The sequence below is a fragment of the Streptomyces sp. HUAS TT11 genome, assembly GCF_051553595.1.
GTDB lineage: Bacteria > Actinomycetota > Actinomycetes > Streptomycetales > Streptomycetaceae > Streptomyces.
In genome coordinates, this window is sequence record NZ_CP196184.1 from 3,202,887 (window position 1) to 3,218,627 (window position 15,741).

Annotated in this window: 16 protein-coding genes; all 16 read right to left on the bottom strand. The window is 68.9% G+C overall.

Features of this window, described 5'->3' with window-relative positions:
• Positions 1-60 precede the first annotated feature (60 nt).
• On the bottom strand, positions 61-1,497 hold the full coding sequence (gene atpD / locus ACSHXN_RS14255; protein ID WP_355133550.1) for a F0F1 ATP synthase subunit beta: 1,437 nt from the start codon (positions 1,495-1,497) through the stop codon (positions 61-63).
• Complete coding sequence (locus ACSHXN_RS14260) at positions 1,497-2,414, bottom strand: F0F1 ATP synthase subunit gamma (protein ID WP_355133548.1); 918 nt, start codon at positions 2,412-2,414, stop codon at positions 1,497-1,499. Before ACSHXN_RS14260 ends, atpD begins: the two co-directional genes overlap by 1 nt.
• 21 nt (positions 2,415-2,435) lie before the next feature.
• Positions 2,436-4,028 carry a F0F1 ATP synthase subunit alpha gene (gene atpA / locus ACSHXN_RS14265; protein WP_355133546.1) on the bottom strand — a complete coding sequence of 531 codons (1,593 nt, stop codon included), beginning with the start codon at positions 4,026-4,028 and terminating at the stop codon, positions 2,436-2,438.
• 115 nt (positions 4,029-4,143) lie between these two features.
• Positions 4,144-4,959 (bottom strand): F0F1 ATP synthase subunit delta, encoded by an 816-nt coding sequence (locus ACSHXN_RS14270; RefSeq protein WP_355133544.1) that lies wholly within the window; start codon positions 4,957-4,959, stop codon positions 4,144-4,146.
• Positions 4,956-5,507: a F0F1 ATP synthase subunit B gene (locus ACSHXN_RS14275; RefSeq protein WP_329509640.1), complete on the bottom strand. Its 552-nt coding sequence runs from the start codon at positions 5,505-5,507 to the stop codon at positions 4,956-4,958. The genes ACSHXN_RS14270 and ACSHXN_RS14275 overlap by 4 nt, the downstream gene beginning before the upstream one ends.
• Positions 5,508-5,546: 39 nt before the next feature.
• A complete protein-coding gene (gene atpE, locus ACSHXN_RS14280; RefSeq protein ID WP_059130009.1) occupies positions 5,547-5,792 on the bottom strand; it encodes an ATP synthase F0 subunit C in 246 nt (81 codons plus the stop codon).
• A gap of 77 nt (positions 5,793-5,869) precedes the next feature.
• A complete protein-coding gene (gene atpB, locus ACSHXN_RS14285; RefSeq protein WP_355133566.1) occupies positions 5,870-6,640 on the bottom strand; it encodes a F0F1 ATP synthase subunit A in 771 nt (256 codons plus the stop codon).
• 273 nt (positions 6,641-6,913) lie between these two features.
• Entirely contained in the window at positions 6,914-7,351 is a 438-nt protein-coding gene (locus tag ACSHXN_RS14290) for a hypothetical protein (protein WP_356107003.1), read from the bottom strand.
• Between the two features lie 299 nt (positions 7,352-7,650).
• Positions 7,651-8,985 (bottom strand): MraY family glycosyltransferase, encoded by a 1,335-nt coding sequence (locus ACSHXN_RS14295; RefSeq protein ID WP_355133539.1) that lies wholly within the window; start codon positions 8,983-8,985, stop codon positions 7,651-7,653.
• A 127-nt stretch (positions 8,986-9,112) separates the two neighbouring features.
• A complete protein-coding gene (glyA, locus tag ACSHXN_RS14300) occupies positions 9,113-10,354 on the bottom strand; it encodes a serine hydroxymethyltransferase (protein WP_355133537.1) in 1,242 nt (413 codons plus the stop codon).
• A gap of 126 nt (positions 10,355-10,480) precedes the next feature.
• Complete coding sequence (locus tag ACSHXN_RS14305) at positions 10,481-11,149, bottom strand: protein-tyrosine-phosphatase (RefSeq protein WP_059130005.1); 669 nt, start codon at positions 11,147-11,149, stop codon at positions 10,481-10,483.
• Positions 11,146-11,793, bottom strand: coding sequence for an L-threonylcarbamoyladenylate synthase (locus tag ACSHXN_RS14310; RefSeq protein ID WP_059130004.1), 648 nt, complete (start codon positions 11,791-11,793; stop codon positions 11,146-11,148). Before ACSHXN_RS14310 ends, ACSHXN_RS14305 begins: the two co-directional genes overlap by 4 nt.
• Positions 11,794-11,848: 55 nt before the next feature.
• Positions 11,849-12,694: a peptide chain release factor N(5)-glutamine methyltransferase gene (gene prmC, locus ACSHXN_RS14315; RefSeq protein WP_059130003.1), complete on the bottom strand. Its 846-nt coding sequence runs from the start codon at positions 12,692-12,694 to the stop codon at positions 11,849-11,851.
• A 26-nt stretch (positions 12,695-12,720) separates the two neighbouring features.
• Positions 12,721-13,788: a peptide chain release factor 1 gene (gene prfA, locus ACSHXN_RS14320; protein ID WP_355133534.1), complete on the bottom strand. Its 1,068-nt coding sequence runs from the start codon at positions 13,786-13,788 to the stop codon at positions 12,721-12,723.
• A gap of 144 nt (positions 13,789-13,932) precedes the next feature.
• Positions 13,933-14,154 carry a 50S ribosomal protein L31 gene (gene rpmE / locus ACSHXN_RS14325; RefSeq protein ID WP_059130001.1) on the bottom strand — a complete coding sequence of 74 codons (222 nt, stop codon included), beginning with the start codon at positions 14,152-14,154 and terminating at the stop codon, positions 13,933-13,935.
• A 235-nt stretch (positions 14,155-14,389) separates the two neighbouring features.
• A complete protein-coding gene (locus ACSHXN_RS14330) occupies positions 14,390-15,529 on the bottom strand; it encodes an LCP family protein (RefSeq protein ID WP_355133532.1) in 1,140 nt (379 codons plus the stop codon).
• Positions 15,530-15,741: the final 212 nt, after the last annotated feature.

Consider the following 15,741-nt stretch of genomic DNA (forward strand, 5'->3'; position numbering starts at 1 on the left):
CCCCTCTCGCCAAGAGGCAGTCCTGTCGCGGGCCCGGAAAGGGCCCGCCACAGGCGGCCGTCAGGAGACGCCCAGCTCCTTCGCGTTCTTCTTCAGGTCCTCGATACCACCGCACATGAAGAACGCCTGCTCCGGGAAGTGGTCGTACTCGCCGTCGATGATCGCGTTGAAGGCCGTGATCGACTCCTCCAGCGGGACGTCCGAACCGTCGACGCCGGTGAACTGCTTGGCGACGTGGGTGTTCTGGGACAGGAAGCGCTCCACACGGCGGGCCCGGTGGACGACGAGCTTGTCCTCCTCGCCGAGCTCGTCGATACCGAGGATCGCGATGATGTCCTGGAGGTCCTTGTACTTCTGCAGGATCGTCTTGACGCGCATGGCGGCGTTGTAGTGATCCTGCGCGATGTACCGCGGGTCCAGGATGCGGGACGTGGAGTCCAGCGGGTCCACGGCCGGGTAGATGCCCTTCTCGGAGATCGGACGGGACAGCACCGTCGTCGCGTCGAGGTGGGCGAACGTGGTGGCCGGAGCCGGGTCGGTCAGGTCGTCGGCGGGGACGTAGATCGCCTGCATCGAGGTGATCGAGTGACCGCGGGTCGAGGTGATGCGCTCCTGGAGGAGGCCCATCTCGTCGGCGAGGTTCGGCTGGTAGCCCACCGCGGACGGCATACGGCCGAGCAGGGTGGAGACCTCGGAACCGGCCTGCGTGAAGCGGAAGATGTTGTCGATGAAGAACAGCACGTCCTGCTTCTGCACGTCGCGGAAGTACTCCGCCATCGTCAGACCCGCGAGGGCCACACGCAGACGGGTGCCCGGCGGCTCGTCCATCTGACCGAAGACCAGCGCGGTCTTGTCGATGACGCCCGAGTCGCTCATTTCCTCGATGAGGTCGTTGCCCTCACGGGTGCGCTCACCGACACCGGCGAACACGGAGACACCGTCGTGGTTGTTGGCGACACGGTAGATCATCTCCTGGATGAGCACCGTCTTGCCGACGCCGGCACCGCCGAACAGGCCGATCTTGCCACCCTTGACGTACGGGGTCAGCAGGTCGATGACCTTGACGCCGGTCTCGAACATCTCGGTCTTCGACTCGAGCTCGTCGAAGTTCGGGGCCTTGCGGTGGATGGACCACCGCTCGCCCTCGTACGTCTCGTCGACGTTCAGCACCTCACCGAGGGTGTTGAAGACCTTGCCCTTGGTGAAGTCGCCGACCGGGACGGTGATGCCGTCGCCGGTGTCGACCACCGGGGCCTGGCGGACCAGACCGTCGGTGGGCTGCATGGAGATGGTGCGCACCAGGCCGTCGCCCAGGTGCTGCGCGACCTCGAGGGTCAGCGTCCGCTTCTCCCCCTCGTTCGCCGGGTCCTGGACCTCGACATGGAGGGCGTTGTAGATGTCCGGGATCGCGTCGACGGGGAACTCCACGTCGACGACCGGGCCGATGACCCGCGCGACGCGGCCCGTCGCCGTGGCCGTCTCAACAGTGGTGGTCATTAGTAGTCACTCCCCGCGGTCGCGTCGGCCAGGGCGCTGGCGCCTCCGACGATCTCGCTGATTTCCTGGGTGATTTCGGCCTGGCGGGCCGCGTTGGCAAGCCGGGTGAGGCTCTCGATGAGCTCCCCGGCGTTGTCGGTGGCCGACTTCATCGCGCGCCGTGTGGCGGCGTGCTTCGAAGCGGCCGACTGGAGCAGCGCGTTGTAGATACGGCTCTCCACGTAGCGCGGCAGCAGGGCGTCGAGGACGTCCTCCGCCGAGGGCTCGAAGTCGTACAGCGGAAGGATCTCGCCCTTGCCGTGCGACTCCTCCGCCACCTCCTCGAGGCTGAGCGGCAGTAGCCGGGCGCCGAGCGCCGACTGCGTCATCATCGAGACGAACTCGGTGTAGACGATGTGGAGTTCGTCCACGCCGCCGTCCGCCGTCTCCTTCTCGATGGCCTCGATCAACGGAGCCGCGACATTCTTGGCGTCCGCGTACGTCGGGTCGTCGGTGAAACCCGTCCACGACTCCGTGATCTTGCGCTCACGGAAGTTGTAGTGCGCGACACCACGACGGCCGACGATGTAGGTGTCGACCTGCTTGCCCTCGCGCTCCAGCCGCTCGGTCAGCTGCTCCGCCGCCTTGATCGCGTTGGAGTTGAAGGCGCCGGCCAGACCGCGGTCGCTCGTCAGGAGCAGTACCGCGGACCGCGTCACCGTCTCGGCCTGCGTGGTCAGCGGGTGCTTGGTGTTCGAGCCGGTGCCGACCGCCGTGACCGCGCGAGTGAGCTCGGTCGCGTACGGCGTGGAGGCCGCCACCTTGCGCTGCGCCTTGACGACGCGCGAGGCGGCGATCATCTCCATCGCCTTCGTGATCTTCTTGGTCGCGCTGACGGATCGGATGCGACGCTTGTAGACCCGGAGCTGGGCTCCCATGAGTCAGGTCCCTTCCTTACGTCACTTGGCGGCTGCGGCCGGGGTGTCCTCGCCGAGCAGCTTGCCGTCCGAGGTCTCGAACTGCCGCTTGAACTCCGCGACGGCGTCGTCGATCGCCTGGATCGTGTCGTCCGACATCTTGGCGCCCTCCTTGATGGAGGTCATGAGGCCCTGGTGCTTGCGGTGCAGGAAGTCCAGGAGCTCACGCTCGAAGCGGCGGATGTCGGCGACCGGTACGTCGTCCATCCGGCCGTTGGTGCCGGCCCAGACCGAAACGACCTGGTCCTCGGTGGCCATCGGCTCGTACTGGTTCTGCTTCAGCAGCTCGACCATCCGCTGACCGCGCTCCAGCTGCGCCTTCGACGCGGCGTCCAGGTCGGAACCGAAGGCGGCGAACGCCTCCAGCTCGCGGAACTGGGCGAGGTCCACGCGCAGACGGCCGGACACCTGGCGCATGGCCTTGTGCTGGGCGGAGCCACCGACGCGGGAGACCGAGATACCGACGTTCAGGGCCGGGCGCTGGCCGGCGTTGAACAGGTCGGACTCCAGGAAGCACTGGCCGTCGGTGATGGAGATGACGTTGGTCGGGATGAAGGCCGAGACGTCGTTGGCCTTGGTCTCGACGATCGGCAGACCGGTCATCGAACCGGCGCCCATGTCGTCGGAGAGCTTGGCGCAGCGCTCCAGCAGACGGGAGTGCAGGTAGAAGACGTCACCCGGGTAGGCCTCACGGCCCGGCGGGCGGCGCAGCAGCAGGGACACGGCGCGGTAGGCGTCGGCCTGCTTCGAGAGGTCGTCGAAGATGATCAGGACGTGCTTGCCCGCGTACATCCAGTGCTGGCCGATGGCCGATCCGGTGTACGGCGCCAGGTACTTGAAGCCGGCCGGGTCGGACGCCGGGGCGGCGACGATGGTCGTGTACTCCAGCGCGCCGTTCTCCTCCAGCGCGCGGCGGACCGACGCGATGGTCGAGCCCTTCTGGCCGATGGCGACGTAGATGCAGCGGACCTGCTTCTTCGGGTCGCCGGAACGCCAGTTGTCACGCTGGTTGATGATCGTGTCGACGGCCAGGGCGGTCTTGCCGGTCTGCCGGTCACCGATGATCAGCTGACGCTGGCCGCGGCCGATCGGGGTCATGGCGTCGACGGCCTTGTAGCCGGTCTCCATCGGCTCGTGCACCGACTTGCGCTGCATGACCGTGGGGGCCTGCAGCTCGAGGGCGCGGCGGCCCTCGGTCTCGATCTCGCCGAGACCGTCGATGGGGTTGCCGAGCGGGTCGACGACGCGGCCGAGGTAGCCCTCGCCCACCGCGACCGAGAGCACCTCACCGGTGCGCTGCACCGGCTGGCCCTCCTCGATGCCGCTGAACTCACCGAGGACGATGGCACCGATCTCGCGCTCCTCGAGGTTGAGGGCGAGGCCGAGGGTGCCGTCCTCGAACTTCAGCAGTTCGTTGGCCATGGCCGAGGGCAGACCCTCGACCTTCGCGATGCCGTCGCCGGCAAGGGTGACCGTACCGACCTCCTCGCGCGAGGCCGCGTCCGGCTTGTACGACTGGACAAAGTTCTCCAGCGCGTCCCGGATCTCCTCCGGCCGGATCGTGAGCTCCGCCATCTGGGTTCCCTGCTCTCCTTGTTGGGCCCGAAGTTTCTGTGGGGGTCTGGGGGCGACCCCCAGGAATCCTCTGCACGGCCCAACTCGGGCCGTAGTACTGCGTATGGAGTTGCTGCTAGCTCGCCATGCGGCGGCGGGCGTCCTCGAGCCGGTCCTCGATCGAACCGTTGATGACCTCGTCGCCGACCTGCACCCTGATCCCGCCGAGGACCTCGGGGTCCACGTCCAGGTTGAGGTGCATCTGGCGGCCGTAGAGCTTGGCCAGTGCGGCACCGAGGCGCTGCTTCTGGGTGTCGCTCAGCGGCGCCGCCGAGGTGACGACGGCGACCATGCGGTCACGGCGCGCGGCAGCGAGCTTGGACAGGGACTCGAGTCCCGCTTCCAGGCTACGTCCCCGCGGCGCGGTCACAAGGCGCGTCACCAGACGCTCGGTCGTCACGTTGGCGCGACCACCGATCAGCCGCCGCAGCAGCTCGATCTTGGCCGAGGCGCTCGCGGCCCGGTCGGTCAGCGCGGCACGCAGCCCGGTGTTCGAGGAGACGATCCGGCTGAACCGGAACAGCTCGTCCTCCACGTCGTCGAGCGCGTCCGCCTTCTCGGCGGCGGTGAGGTCGGCGAGGTTCGCCAGCTCCTCGAGCGCGTCCACCAGGTCGCGCGGCTGCGACCACCGGGTACGCACCACGCCGGACACCAGGTCCGCGGTCGGCCCGCCGACCTGTGCGCCGAGCAGGCGCTGCACCAGTTCGGCCTTGGCCTCGCCGGGCTGCGCCGGGTCGGTGAGGACCCGACGCAGCGACGCCTCGCGGTCGAGCAGCGCGGTGACGGCGGCCAGCTCGTCGGCGAGCTGCGCCGCGTCCACGGACGTCGAGTCCGTCAGCGCGTCGAGACGCTCGCGTGCGGCAGCCAGGGCCTCGCGGCTCGCTCCGTTCATCGCGCGGCCTCGGCCTTCTCCTCGAGCTCGTCGAGGAAGCGGTCGATGACGCGGCTCTGCCGGGCGTGGTCCTCGAGGGACTCACCGACGAGCTTGCCGGCCAGTTCGGTGGCCAGCGTGCCGACGTCCTGTCGCAGCGCCTGAGCGGCGGCCTTGCGGTCGGCCTCGATCTGCGTGTGGCCGGCGGCGACGATCTCCTCGCGCTGCCGCTGGCCTTCCGCCCGCATCTCGGCGATGAGGGTGGCACCCTGCTCCTGCGCCTCCTGGCGCAGACGCGCGGCCTCGTGCCGGGCCTCGGCGAGCTGGGCCTTGTACTGCTCAAGGACGCTCTGGGCCTCGACCTTCATGGCGTCGGCCTCTTCGATACCGCCTTCGATCGCCGCGCGACGCTCCTCCAGAACCTTGTTGATGTTCGGAAGCAGCTTCTTCCAGAAGAAGAAGAACACGATGGCGAAGGCGATGGTGCCGACGAGCAGCTCCGGGCCCGGGGGGACGAGCGGGTTCTGCTCCGTCTCCTCGGCCGCCAGCTGTACCAGGTTGGCGATCACATCAGTGCCTTTCGTCGATTCGTGTCGGGTAAGAGCTGATTACTTACCGAACACGAACGGCATAACGATGCCGATGAGGGCGAGCGCCTCACAGAAGGCGAAGCCCAGGATCTGGTTGGCACGGATCAGACCGGCGGCCTCGGGCTGGCGGGCCAGGGCCTGCGTGCCGTTACCGAAGATGATGCCGACGCCGATGCCGGGGCCGATCGCAGCGAGGCCGTAGCCGATCGAGCCGACGGAGCCGTGGACACCAGCGGTGGCGGCGAGGGTCTCAAGAGCGGACATGCCGGTTCTTCCTTCTCTTTCATGGACCGGTGGGGGTTGGCCACCGGACGTCTCGGGGTGGGCGAAGGTGGTACGGATCAGTGGTGCTCGGAGAGAGCGCCCTGAACGTAGGAGCAGGCGAGGAGCACGAAGACGTACGCCTGGACGGCCTGGACGAAGAGCTCGAAGCAGATCATGGCCATCGTCATCACGAAGGAGACGCCGGCACCCACGACCAGCCAGCTGTTCAGCAGGTACCAGGAGGCCACGGTGAACATGACCAGCATCAGGTGACCGGCGAACATGTTGGCGAAGAGTCGCACCGCGTGCGTGAACGGGCGGACCAGCAGGTTCGAGAAGAACTCGATGACCATCACGAGCGGCAGCACCGCGCCGAGCGACTTGTCGTAGCCGGTGACGTTCTTGAAGAAGCCGACGAAGCCGTGCTTCTTGAAGGTCAGCACCACCCAGGTGATGTAGACGATCGCGGCGAGCACCGCCGGGTAGGCGATGACCGACGACACCGGGAACTGGGCCAGCGGAATCACGGACCAGACGTTCATGATCCAGATGAAGAAGAACAGCGAGACCATGAGCGGGACGTACTTCTCGCCCTCGCGCTTGCCCAGCGTCTCGTACACGATGCCGCGGCGCACGAAGTCGTAGCCGGCCTCGCCGATCATCTGCACCTTGCCCGGGACGACCTTGGCCTTGCCGAAGGCGGCCCAGAAGAAGGCGACGATGACGAGGGTGGCAAGGAGGGCGAGCAGCATCACCTTGTTGAACTCGAAGCCCCCCACCGTGGCGAGCGGCTTGAACATGAAGGACTGCAGGCCCGGGGCCGGGAAACCGCACCCGTTGTCGGACAGGACCCGACAACTCCAGTCAAAGGCGAGCTGGGTCTGGTCAGCACTCACCGCGGGCTCCTTCGGCGTGACGCATGGGTACGGCAACCTCGTTGTGTCGGCGCGGCGCGCAGCCGCGGGTCGGCACCGGACTGGTGTTACGGATGTGGGGGCGGCTTGGGGCCCTCGAGCCTCGCGATTGAGCAGGCGTCAGCTCAAGTGCCCGCGCCCGCGATGCCGCAGTTGGCACCGGACGATAGCAGGATCTCTCACACGTCTTTATCCCGGCCCTACCCCTCACGTCGCGGAGCCCGCTTTCTGGGACTTCTCGCGCTCCTGGGAGTCCGGGTCGACGTAGAACAGCTTGGCCTTCATGTGCGCACGAGCCTGCGCGGCCATCCAGACGACGGTCGCGACGACGAGCGAGAGGGCGAACGCCTTCGCGTTGAAGAGGGTCGTGTCCCTGAAGAGGCCCACGAAGATCAGAAGCAGCAGCAGCTGTGCGACATAGAGCATCAGGCCCATGGCCTGGAACAGATGCGGGAGCGTTTTTGCGGTCCACTGCAGGACGTACAGTCCGATCCCCATGAAGACGATGGCCAGCACCACGCCGACACCCGCGCCGAGCGCCCCCTTGCCACCCGCGACCACACCACCGGCGGCCACGGCGATCACGCCGACGGCCGCTGTGGGCACAGCGGTCTGCAGTAGGTTCCGGGCGTCATTGGACGGCATGGCGGCAACTCCGCTTTCACAGGGGGGCAGGGTGTCGTCATGGACGAGCGTAGTCCCGGGCCGAGTGGGGTCCTCACACCGAGGGTCCCTCTCACTGGGCCCATCGGCTCTGTCCCGGGGGTTCTCGTGAACCGTATCACAAACTATTTGATGCGGTCTTTACCTAGACGGTGTGCTCGCCGTCACACATGAGGGTGAACCTGCGCGTCTGCGCGGGCGGCGGGGCGAGTTGTCTGGTATTGCAACCGTTTGCACCCTCACGGGTAGGCAATGCGTTAGTCAGATTCTTACCTTGTAGGTCAACGCGACGACTCGGCCTTGTGCCGGGCCGGCCGGAGCCGGGTGCTCATGGCCGTGGCCCCGTTGACACCCGCGGTGATCGGCGCGAGGTGCTCGGACTCCGGCTCCGGTTCCTCCTCCGCCTCGCATGCGGCGGATGCCTCCGGCTCCGGGAGCTCGCCGTCGCGGCGGCGCCGGTAGCGCGGCGGGACGAAGCTCTCGGCCCAGCGCGGGGCACGCGGTGTGAACCTCGGCAGCAGAAGCAGCACGAGGCCGACCGCGCTCAGCGCGACGATGCCGAGCACGATCCACAGGGACGCCGAGTTCACGGAGTACGCCAGGGCGCCGAAGGCGATCAGCGCCGACCAGAAGTACATGATCAGCACGGCCCGGCTGTGCGAGTGGCCGATCTCCAGGAGCCGGTGGTGCAGATGACCGCGGTCGGCGGCGAACGGCGACTGTCCGCGCCAGGTGCGGCGCACGATCGCGAGCACCAGGTCGGCGGCCGGGATCGCGATGATCGTCAGCGGCAGCAGCAGCGGGATGTAGACCGGGACGGTCTGGTGGACCGTCTCGCGCTCGGAACCGGAGAACAGGTTCATCGCGTCCGGGTCCACCTGCCCGGTGATCGAGATGGCGCCCGCGGCGAGCACGAGTCCGATCAGCATCGACCCCGAGTCGCCCATGAAGATCCGAGCCGGGTGCATGTTGTGCGGAAGGAAGCCCAGGCACATGCCCATCAGGATCGCCGCGAACAGGGTCGCCGGGGCCGCGGCCTCCAGGCCGTAGCCGTACCAGATCCGGTACGCGTACATGAAGAACGCGGCCGACGCGATGCACACCACACCGGCGGCGAGTCCGTCGAGGCCGTCGACGAAGTTCACCGCGTTGATCGTGATGACGACCAGCGCCACGGTCAGCAGGGTGCCCTGCCACGGGGTGAGCGAGACCGTGCCGACGCCGGGGACGGGCAGCCACAGGATCGTCAGACCCTGCATGACCATCACGCCCGCGGCGATCATCTGGGCGCCGAGCTTGATCAGGGCGTCGATCTCGAACTTGTCGTCCAGCACGCCGATCAGCCAGATCAGCGCGGCACCCGACAGCAGTGCCCGGGGCTCGTTCGACTTGGCGAAGACCTCGTTGAGGTTCTCCAGGTGGTCGGCGACCAGCAGGCCCGCGCACAGGCCGAAGAACATGGCGATACCGCCGAGCCGGGGGGTCGGTTCCCGATGCACGTCACGGGCCCGGATCTCCGGCATGGCTCCGGCCACGATCGCGAATTTGCGTACCGGCCCAGTCAGCAGATACGTCACCGCGGCCGTGATGCAGAGCGTCAGCAGGTATTCACGCACTGGCTTCCCCACAGGTCTCGCTGAACGTCCTCAGCACCACACCCTAGCTTCGCGTGCATATGGTTGAGGACAATCGGGTAGCGACGATGGTTGCACGTTCGGCTGTGCACTCCGCTGCGCCTACCCTCTACCAGCCCGGATACGGCGGAAATCCACCGGCCAGCTCCCGCACTTCTTCACGCGCCTTCCTCCCGTCCACCTCGTCGCGCAGCACGGACACGAAGAGCGCGGCGATGTACGACATCTCGGCCTCGCCCATGCCCTGCGTGGTCAGCGCGGCGGTGCCGAGGCGCAGGCCGCGTGCGTCGCCGTGCGGCAGCGCACATGTGTCCAGGATCATGCCGGCCGCCGTGAGCCGCCCCCGAGCGGTGCGGCCGTCCACCCCGAGCGGGGCGGGGTCCACGGTCAGCAGATGGGTGTCGGTGCCCCCGGTGGTGATCGCCAGCCCCGCGGCGCCCAGGTCCGACGCGAGCCGCCGGGCGTTGGCCACCACCTGGTGGGCGTATGCGCCGAAGCCCTCCGTCGCGGCCTCCCCGAAGGCGACGGCCTTGGCCGCGATGCTGTGCATCTGCGCGCCGCCCTGGGTGAACGGGAAGACCGCCCGGTCCACGCGCTCCGCCAATTCGCTCCCGCACAGGATCATGCCGCCGCGTGGCCCGCGCAGCACCTTGTGCGTGGTGGCGCAGACGACATCGGCGTACGGCACCGGATTGGGCGCCGCTCCCCCGGCGACCAGCCCGATCGGATGGGCGGCGTCCGCGATGAGATACGCGCCCACCTCGTCGGCGACCTGCCGGAAGAAGGCGTAGTCGATGTGGCGCGGATAGGCGATGGACCCGCACACGATGGCCTTGGGGCGGTGTGTACGGGCGAGGGAGCGCACCTGCTCGTGGTCGATGAGCCCGGAGTCCGCCTCGACCCCGTAGCCGACGAAGTCGAACCAGCGGCCGGAGAAGTTGGCGGGCGACCCGTGTGTGAGATGCCCGCCGTGCGGCAGCCCCAGGGCGAGCACGGTGTCACCGGGCCTGAGCAGCGCGGCGTACGCGGCCAGCACCGCCGACGATCCCGAGTGCGACTGCACATTGGCGTGCTCCGCTCCGAAGAGCGCCTTCGCCCGGTCCACCGCGACGCGCTCGGCGACGTCGACGATCTCGCAGCCCCCGTGGTAGCGGGCGCCGGGATAGCCCTCGGCGTACTTGTTGGCGAGCGGCGAGCCGAGGGCGGCGAGCACGGCCGGCGAGGTGAAGTTCTCGGCGGCGATGAGCTGCAGCGTCGTGGACTGCCGGTGGAGCTCTCCGAGGATGATGTCGGCGAGTTCGGGGTCCTGCCGACGCAGGACGTCTGCCTCGAGGGTGTGCGTGACCGCCATGGTGGGCTCCGGGGCTCCGGGCATCGGAAACGTACGTCCAATGTAGGCCCGGGTTCCCCGGGGCGCCGGGTGGTTACCGCCGTGCAGGTGCAACGCTCCCGTTCGGAGCCGGCCCGCGTCACCCGGTCAGGCCCGGGTGGGCACTCCCGTCAGCGCCGTCACGACCGGTTCCAGCGCCTGGTGGATCTCGTCCCCGACCGACCGGAAGAACGTCAGCGGGGCCCCGTACGGGTCGTAGACCTCGTCCGCACCCGCCGTGGGGGCGAGCAGCCAGCCGCGCAGCGCCGCCGCGGCCCGGACCAGGGCACGGGCGCGGGCGACCACGCCGTCCTCCAGCGGAGGCAGCGTGGCCGGGTCTATCGCCCGCACGAGCCGGGTGAACTCCTTCAGCGTGAAGGTGCGCAGTCCCGCCGAATGGCCCATGGAGATCACCTGGGCCCGGTGGTCTCGCGTCGCGGTCAGCACCAGGTCGGCCCGGATGACGTGTTCGTCCAGGAGTTCCCGGCCGACGAAGCCGGAGGCGTCCGCGCCGAAGTCGGCGAGGACCGCCGCCGCGTTCGCCTCCATGGGCGCGCCCTCGTGACCCCAGGTGCCGGCACTCTCCACGATCAGCCCGCCCCACAGGGGGTCGCCGAGCCGGTCCGCGAGGAAATGCCGGGTCAGCCGCTCGGTGATCGGCGAGCGGCACACGTTGCCGGTGCTGACGTGGAGGATGCGGAAAGTGTCGCGGGGAAGCCCGAAGGTCCCCGTCTCGTCCCCGTTGCCTATGCCACGCCCCGCGTCAGGGGCTGTCAATTCGCCACCTCGAGGTCGGGTACGACCTTTCGCAGCTCGTCCGCGGACAGGGCACCGGCCCGCAGCAGGACGGGCACCTTGCCGGTGACGTCGACGATCGAGGAGGGGATGTTCCCGGGGGTGGGACCGCCGTCCAGGTAGACGGAGACGGAGTCGCCGAGCATCTCCTGGGCGTCGTCGCAGTTCTCCGGTGCCGGGTGGCCGGTCAGGTTGGCGGAGGAGACGGCCATCGGGCCGACCTCGGTCAGCAGTTCGATGGCGACCGGGTGCAGCGGCATGCGCACGGCAACGGTTCCACGGGTGTCCCCGAGGTCCCACTGCAGCGACGGCTGGTGCCGCGCGACGAGCGTGAGGGCGCCCGGCCAGAACGCGTCGACCAGTTCCCAGGCCATCTCGGAGAAGTCCGTGACGAGGCCGTGCAGGGTGTTCGGGGAGCCGATGAGGACGGGCGTGGGCATGTTGCGGCCCCGGCCCTTGGCCTGGAGCAGGTCGGCCACGGCCTCCGAGGAGAACGCGTCGGCGCCGATGCCGTACACGGTGTCGGTCGGCAGCACCACGAGTTCGCCACGGCGGACGGCGGACGCGGCTTCGCGCAGACCGGTCGTGCGGTCGGTCGCGTCGTTGGTGTCGTATCGCCGTGCCATCTTCAGCTGGCCTCCTCGTACACGTACTGCTGCGGAAAGAGAGTCTTCGGGGTGCTCACGGCAGCGCCCTGCGGGCGGTCGCGAAGCGGGGGCGGTTGTTGAGGTCGGGGTGATCGGCCGCGTCGGCCCAGCCCCGCTCCTCGGTGAAGATCCACGGCACCTGGCCGCCCTGGGTGTCGGCGTGCTCGATGACGACGACGCCGCCGGGGCGCAGCAGCCGGTGCGCCGTGCGCTCCAGGCCGCGGATGAGCTCGAGGCCGTCCTCGCCGGAGAACAGGGCGAGCTCCGGATCGTAGTCCCGGGCCTCCGGCGCGACGTACTCCCATTCGGTGAGCGGGATGTACGGCGGGTTGGAGATCACGAGGTCGACCTGGCCGTCGAGGTCGTGGAAGGCGTCCAGGGCGTCGCCCTGGCGCAGGTCGACCCTGGAGCCCTCCATGTTCTTGCGGGTCCACTGGAGCGCCTCGTCGGACAGCTCCACGGCGTGCACACGGGAGCGCGGCACCTCCTGGGCCAGGGCGAGCGCGATGGCACCCGAACCCGTGCACAGGTCCACGATCAGCGGCTCGACCACGTCCATCGCCCGCACGGCGTCTATGGCCCAGCCGACCACCGACTCGGTCTCCGGGCGGGGTACGAACACCCCGGGCCCGACCTGGAGTTCCAGGTACCGGAAGTAGGCGCGCCCGGTGATGTGCTGGAGCGGTTCGCGGGCCTCGCGGCGGGCGATGACCTCCCAGTACCGGGCGTCGAAGTCCGAGTCCTTCACGGAGTGCAGCGCGCCCCGCTTGACGCCGTGCACGAAGGCGGCGAGCTCCTCCGCGTCGTTGCGCGGCGAGGGCACGCCGGCGTCGGCCAGCCGCTGGGTGGCCTGGGCCACCTCCGCGAGCAGCAGGTTCACGCTGGTCCTCCGGTTGTGTACGTGCCTTACGCGGCTGCGAGCTTGGCGGCCGAGTCCGCGTCGACGCAGGCCTGGATCACCGCGTCGAGGTCGCCGTCCAGGACCTGGTCGAGGTTGTAGGCCTTGAAGCCGACGCGGTGGTCCGAGATGCGGTTCTCCGGGAAGTTGTACGTACGGATCTTCTCGGAGCGGTCGACGGTGCGGACCTGGCTGCGGCGGGCGTCGGCGGCCTCCTTCTCCGCCTCCTCCTGCGCCATGGCGAGCAGCCTGGAGCGCAGGATACGCATCGCCTGCTGCTTGTTCTGCAGCTGGCTCTTCTCGTTCTGGCAGGAGGCGACGACTCCGGTCGGCAGGTGTGTGATGCGCACGGCGGAGTCGGTCGTGTTGACGGACTGGCCGCCGGGGCCCGAGGAGCGGTAGACGTCGATCCGAAGGTCGTTGGCGTTGATCTCGACGTCGACCTCCTCCGCCTCCGGCGTGACCAGCACACCGGCCGCGGAGGTGTGGATACGGCCCTGGGACTCCGTCGCGGGCACGCGCTGCACACGGTGCACCCCGCCCTCGTACTTCAGGCGGGCCCACACGCCCTGGCCGGGCTCCTGGCTGCCGCGGGCCTTCACGGCGACCTGGACGTCCTTGTAGCCGCCGAGCTCGGACTCGGTGGAGTCGATGATCTCAGTCTTCCAGCCGACGCGCTCGGCGTAGCGCAGATACATGCGCAGCAGGTCGCCGGCGAACAGGGCGGACTCGTCCCCGCCCGCGCCCGCCTTGACCTCGAGGATGACGTCCTTGTCGTCGCTGGGGTCGCGCGGGACGAGCAGGAGGCGCAGCTTCTCGGTCAGCTCCTCGCGCTGCCTCTCCAGGTCCTTGACCTCGGCCGCGAAGTCCGGGTCGTCGGCGGCCAGTTCGCGGGCGGTCTCGATGTCGTCACCGGTCTGCTTCCAGGAGCGGTACGTGGCGACGATGGGACTCAGCTCGGCATAACGCTTGTTGAGTGTGCGTGCGTTGGCCTGGTCGGCGTGGACCGACGGATCCGCCAGCTTCTTCTCCAGGTCGGCGTGTTCACCGACCAGCTCTTCGACCGCCTCGAACATCTCCGACTCCCTGGATTGCCCCCAGCCGGACCGGGCATGGGGACGTACGTACGACGAACTGTGGCTGCACCGCAAAGCGCCGGTCCCGGGCCCCCGCTTCCACACGTGAAGACGGGAACACCGGAGACCGGCGCTGTGGGCTCGCTACTTCTTGGCAGCGGCAGCCTTGCCGAAGCGGGCCTCGAAGCGGGCCACACGGCCACCGGTGTCGAGGATCTTCTGCTTGCCCGTGTAGAACGGGTGGCACTCGGAGCAGACCTCGGCCCGGATGGTGCCGGACCCGATCGTGCTGCGGGTGGTGAACGACGCGCCACAGGTGCAGCTGACCTGCGTCTCGACGTACTCGGGGTGGATGTCGCGCTTCAAGGTGTCTCCTAGGTTTCGGGAGGGCGCCGGGTCGCAGACGCGGGATGCGGGAGCGTGAACCGGAGCCGACGTACCAGTCTGCCAGGACTGGCCGCATCCCCCAAAACCGGGGGCACAAGTGATCTATTCCCCGCCCGGGACCGGGGCCCCGGGAGCGTCCCTGCTACCTCGGCGCGTCGCTGCCGCCGCCCGCGCCACCACCGCGCCCGGGGGTCCGCGCCGGTGGCCGCCGGGCTCAGGACGACGCCACGACGCCCTTGGCCTCGCCCGTCGCCGTGCCCTGTGTCGCCCTCGCCGGGATCGGCTTGTCGTTCTCCAGGGCGCTCCAGATCAGCCGGGCCTTGGATGTGTCGGTCAGCACCCGGTTGGGGTTCGCCGGGTCGTACTGGACCGGCATCGTCACCATGTTCATGTGGGAGGAGCTGATGCCCTTCAGCCCGTTGGCGAAGGACGCCAGGGCCTTGACCGAGGCCAGGTCGGAGTCGGTGGTGACCGCCTTGGTCGCGGTGTCGGCCAGGTCCACCAGCTTCGTCGGACTGGACAGGATGCCGATCTGCTTGACCTGGTCGACCAGTGCCTTGACGAAGGCCTGCTGGAGCTGGATGCGGCCCAGGTCGGACCCGTCGCCCACACCGTGCCGGGTGCGGACCAGGCCGAGCGCCTGCCGGCCGTCCAGGGTGTGCGTGCCGGCCGGGAGCGCGAGGTGACTCTCCCGGTCGTCGATGGCCCTGGTGGTGGTCACCTGGACGCCGCCGAGGTCGTCTATCAGCTTCTGGAAACCGGCGAAGTCCACCTCGACGTAGTGGTCCATGCGGATACCGGTGATCGACTCGACGGTCTTCACGGCGCACGTGGCGCCTCCGGTGGAGTACGCGGAGTTGAACATGACGCTCTCGGCCGCGGGCTGCGCGTTCCCCTTGCCGTCGGTGCACTCCGGGCGGTCCACGAGGGTGTCGCGCGGGATGGAGACCACGCTGGCCTTCTTGTGGCCCTTGTAGACGTGCACGATCATCGCGGTGTCGGAGCGGGCGCTGCCGTCGTCGGTCCCTCCGCCCAGCGTCTTATTGCTGCCTGAGCGGGAGTCCGAGCCCAGGACCAGGATGTTCTCGGAGCCGTTGTCGACCTTCGCGGGCCGGTCGGTGCCGAGGGCCTGGTTGATGTCGACGCTCTTGATGTTGCCGTTGAGCTTGAAGTACAGGTACCCGACACCGGTGCCGCCGAGGACGACGATGCCCGCGGCGGTCCAGGCCATGACGAGGAGGGCCCGGCGTCCCTTGCCCCGGGGCTTGCGGCGGCGGCCCTTGGCCCTGCGTCGCGGCTCGGGCGTCACGGTCTCGTCGGCTATGCCGGCGTCCGGCGTGCTCTCGGCAGGCATGTGCTCCTCAGTTCTCGTCCCGGTCGGGTACCCCTTGCGTTCAGGGTCACGCCTGGTCGGTGGCGAACCTCCCCGGAGCGTTCGGCTGCGTCGAGCCGGGGGACCGTGCGGGATCCCCGTCACTCCGACGGTCGCTCCGTCCGGTCAGACGGAGGAACCGGAGCCAGGGTTGCACGACGCACCGTGGCCATAGCGTGGACGCACCATCACGG

Bases quoted from the DNA above. Each gene is read 5' to 3' on its own strand.
- atpD (WP_355133550.1), bottom strand. From the start codon at position 1,497: ATGACCACCACTGTTGAGACGGCCACGGCGACGGGCCGCGTCGCGCGG.
- ACSHXN_RS14260 (WP_355133548.1), bottom strand. From the start codon at position 2,414: ATGGGAGCCCAGCTCCGGGTCTACAAGCGTCGCATCCGATCCGTCAGC.
- atpA (WP_355133546.1), bottom strand. From the start codon at position 4,028: ATGGCGGAGCTCACGATCCGGCCGGAGGAGATCCGGGACGCGCTGGAG.
- ACSHXN_RS14270 (WP_355133544.1), bottom strand. From the start codon at position 4,959: ATGAACGGAGCGAGCCGCGAGGCCCTGGCTGCCGCACGCGAGCGTCTC.
- atpE (WP_059130009.1), bottom strand. From the start codon at position 5,792: ATGTCCGCTCTTGAGACCCTCGCCGCCACCGCTGGTGTCCACGGCTCC.
- ACSHXN_RS14290 (WP_356107003.1), bottom strand. From the start codon at position 7,351: ATGCCGTCCAATGACGCCCGGAACCTACTGCAGACCGCTGTGCCCACA.
- glyA (WP_355133537.1), bottom strand. From the start codon at position 10,354: ATGGCGGTCACGCACACCCTCGAGGCAGACGTCCTGCGTCGGCAGGAC.
- ACSHXN_RS14310 (WP_059130004.1), bottom strand. From the start codon at position 11,793: ATGGCACGGCGATACGACACCAACGACGCGACCGACCGCACGACCGGT.
- prfA (WP_355133534.1), bottom strand. From the start codon at position 13,788: ATGTTCGAGGCGGTCGAAGAGCTGGTCGGTGAACACGCCGACCTGGAG.
- ACSHXN_RS14330 (WP_355133532.1), bottom strand. From the start codon at position 15,529: ATGCCTGCCGAGAGCACGCCGGACGCCGGCATAGCCGACGAGACCGTG.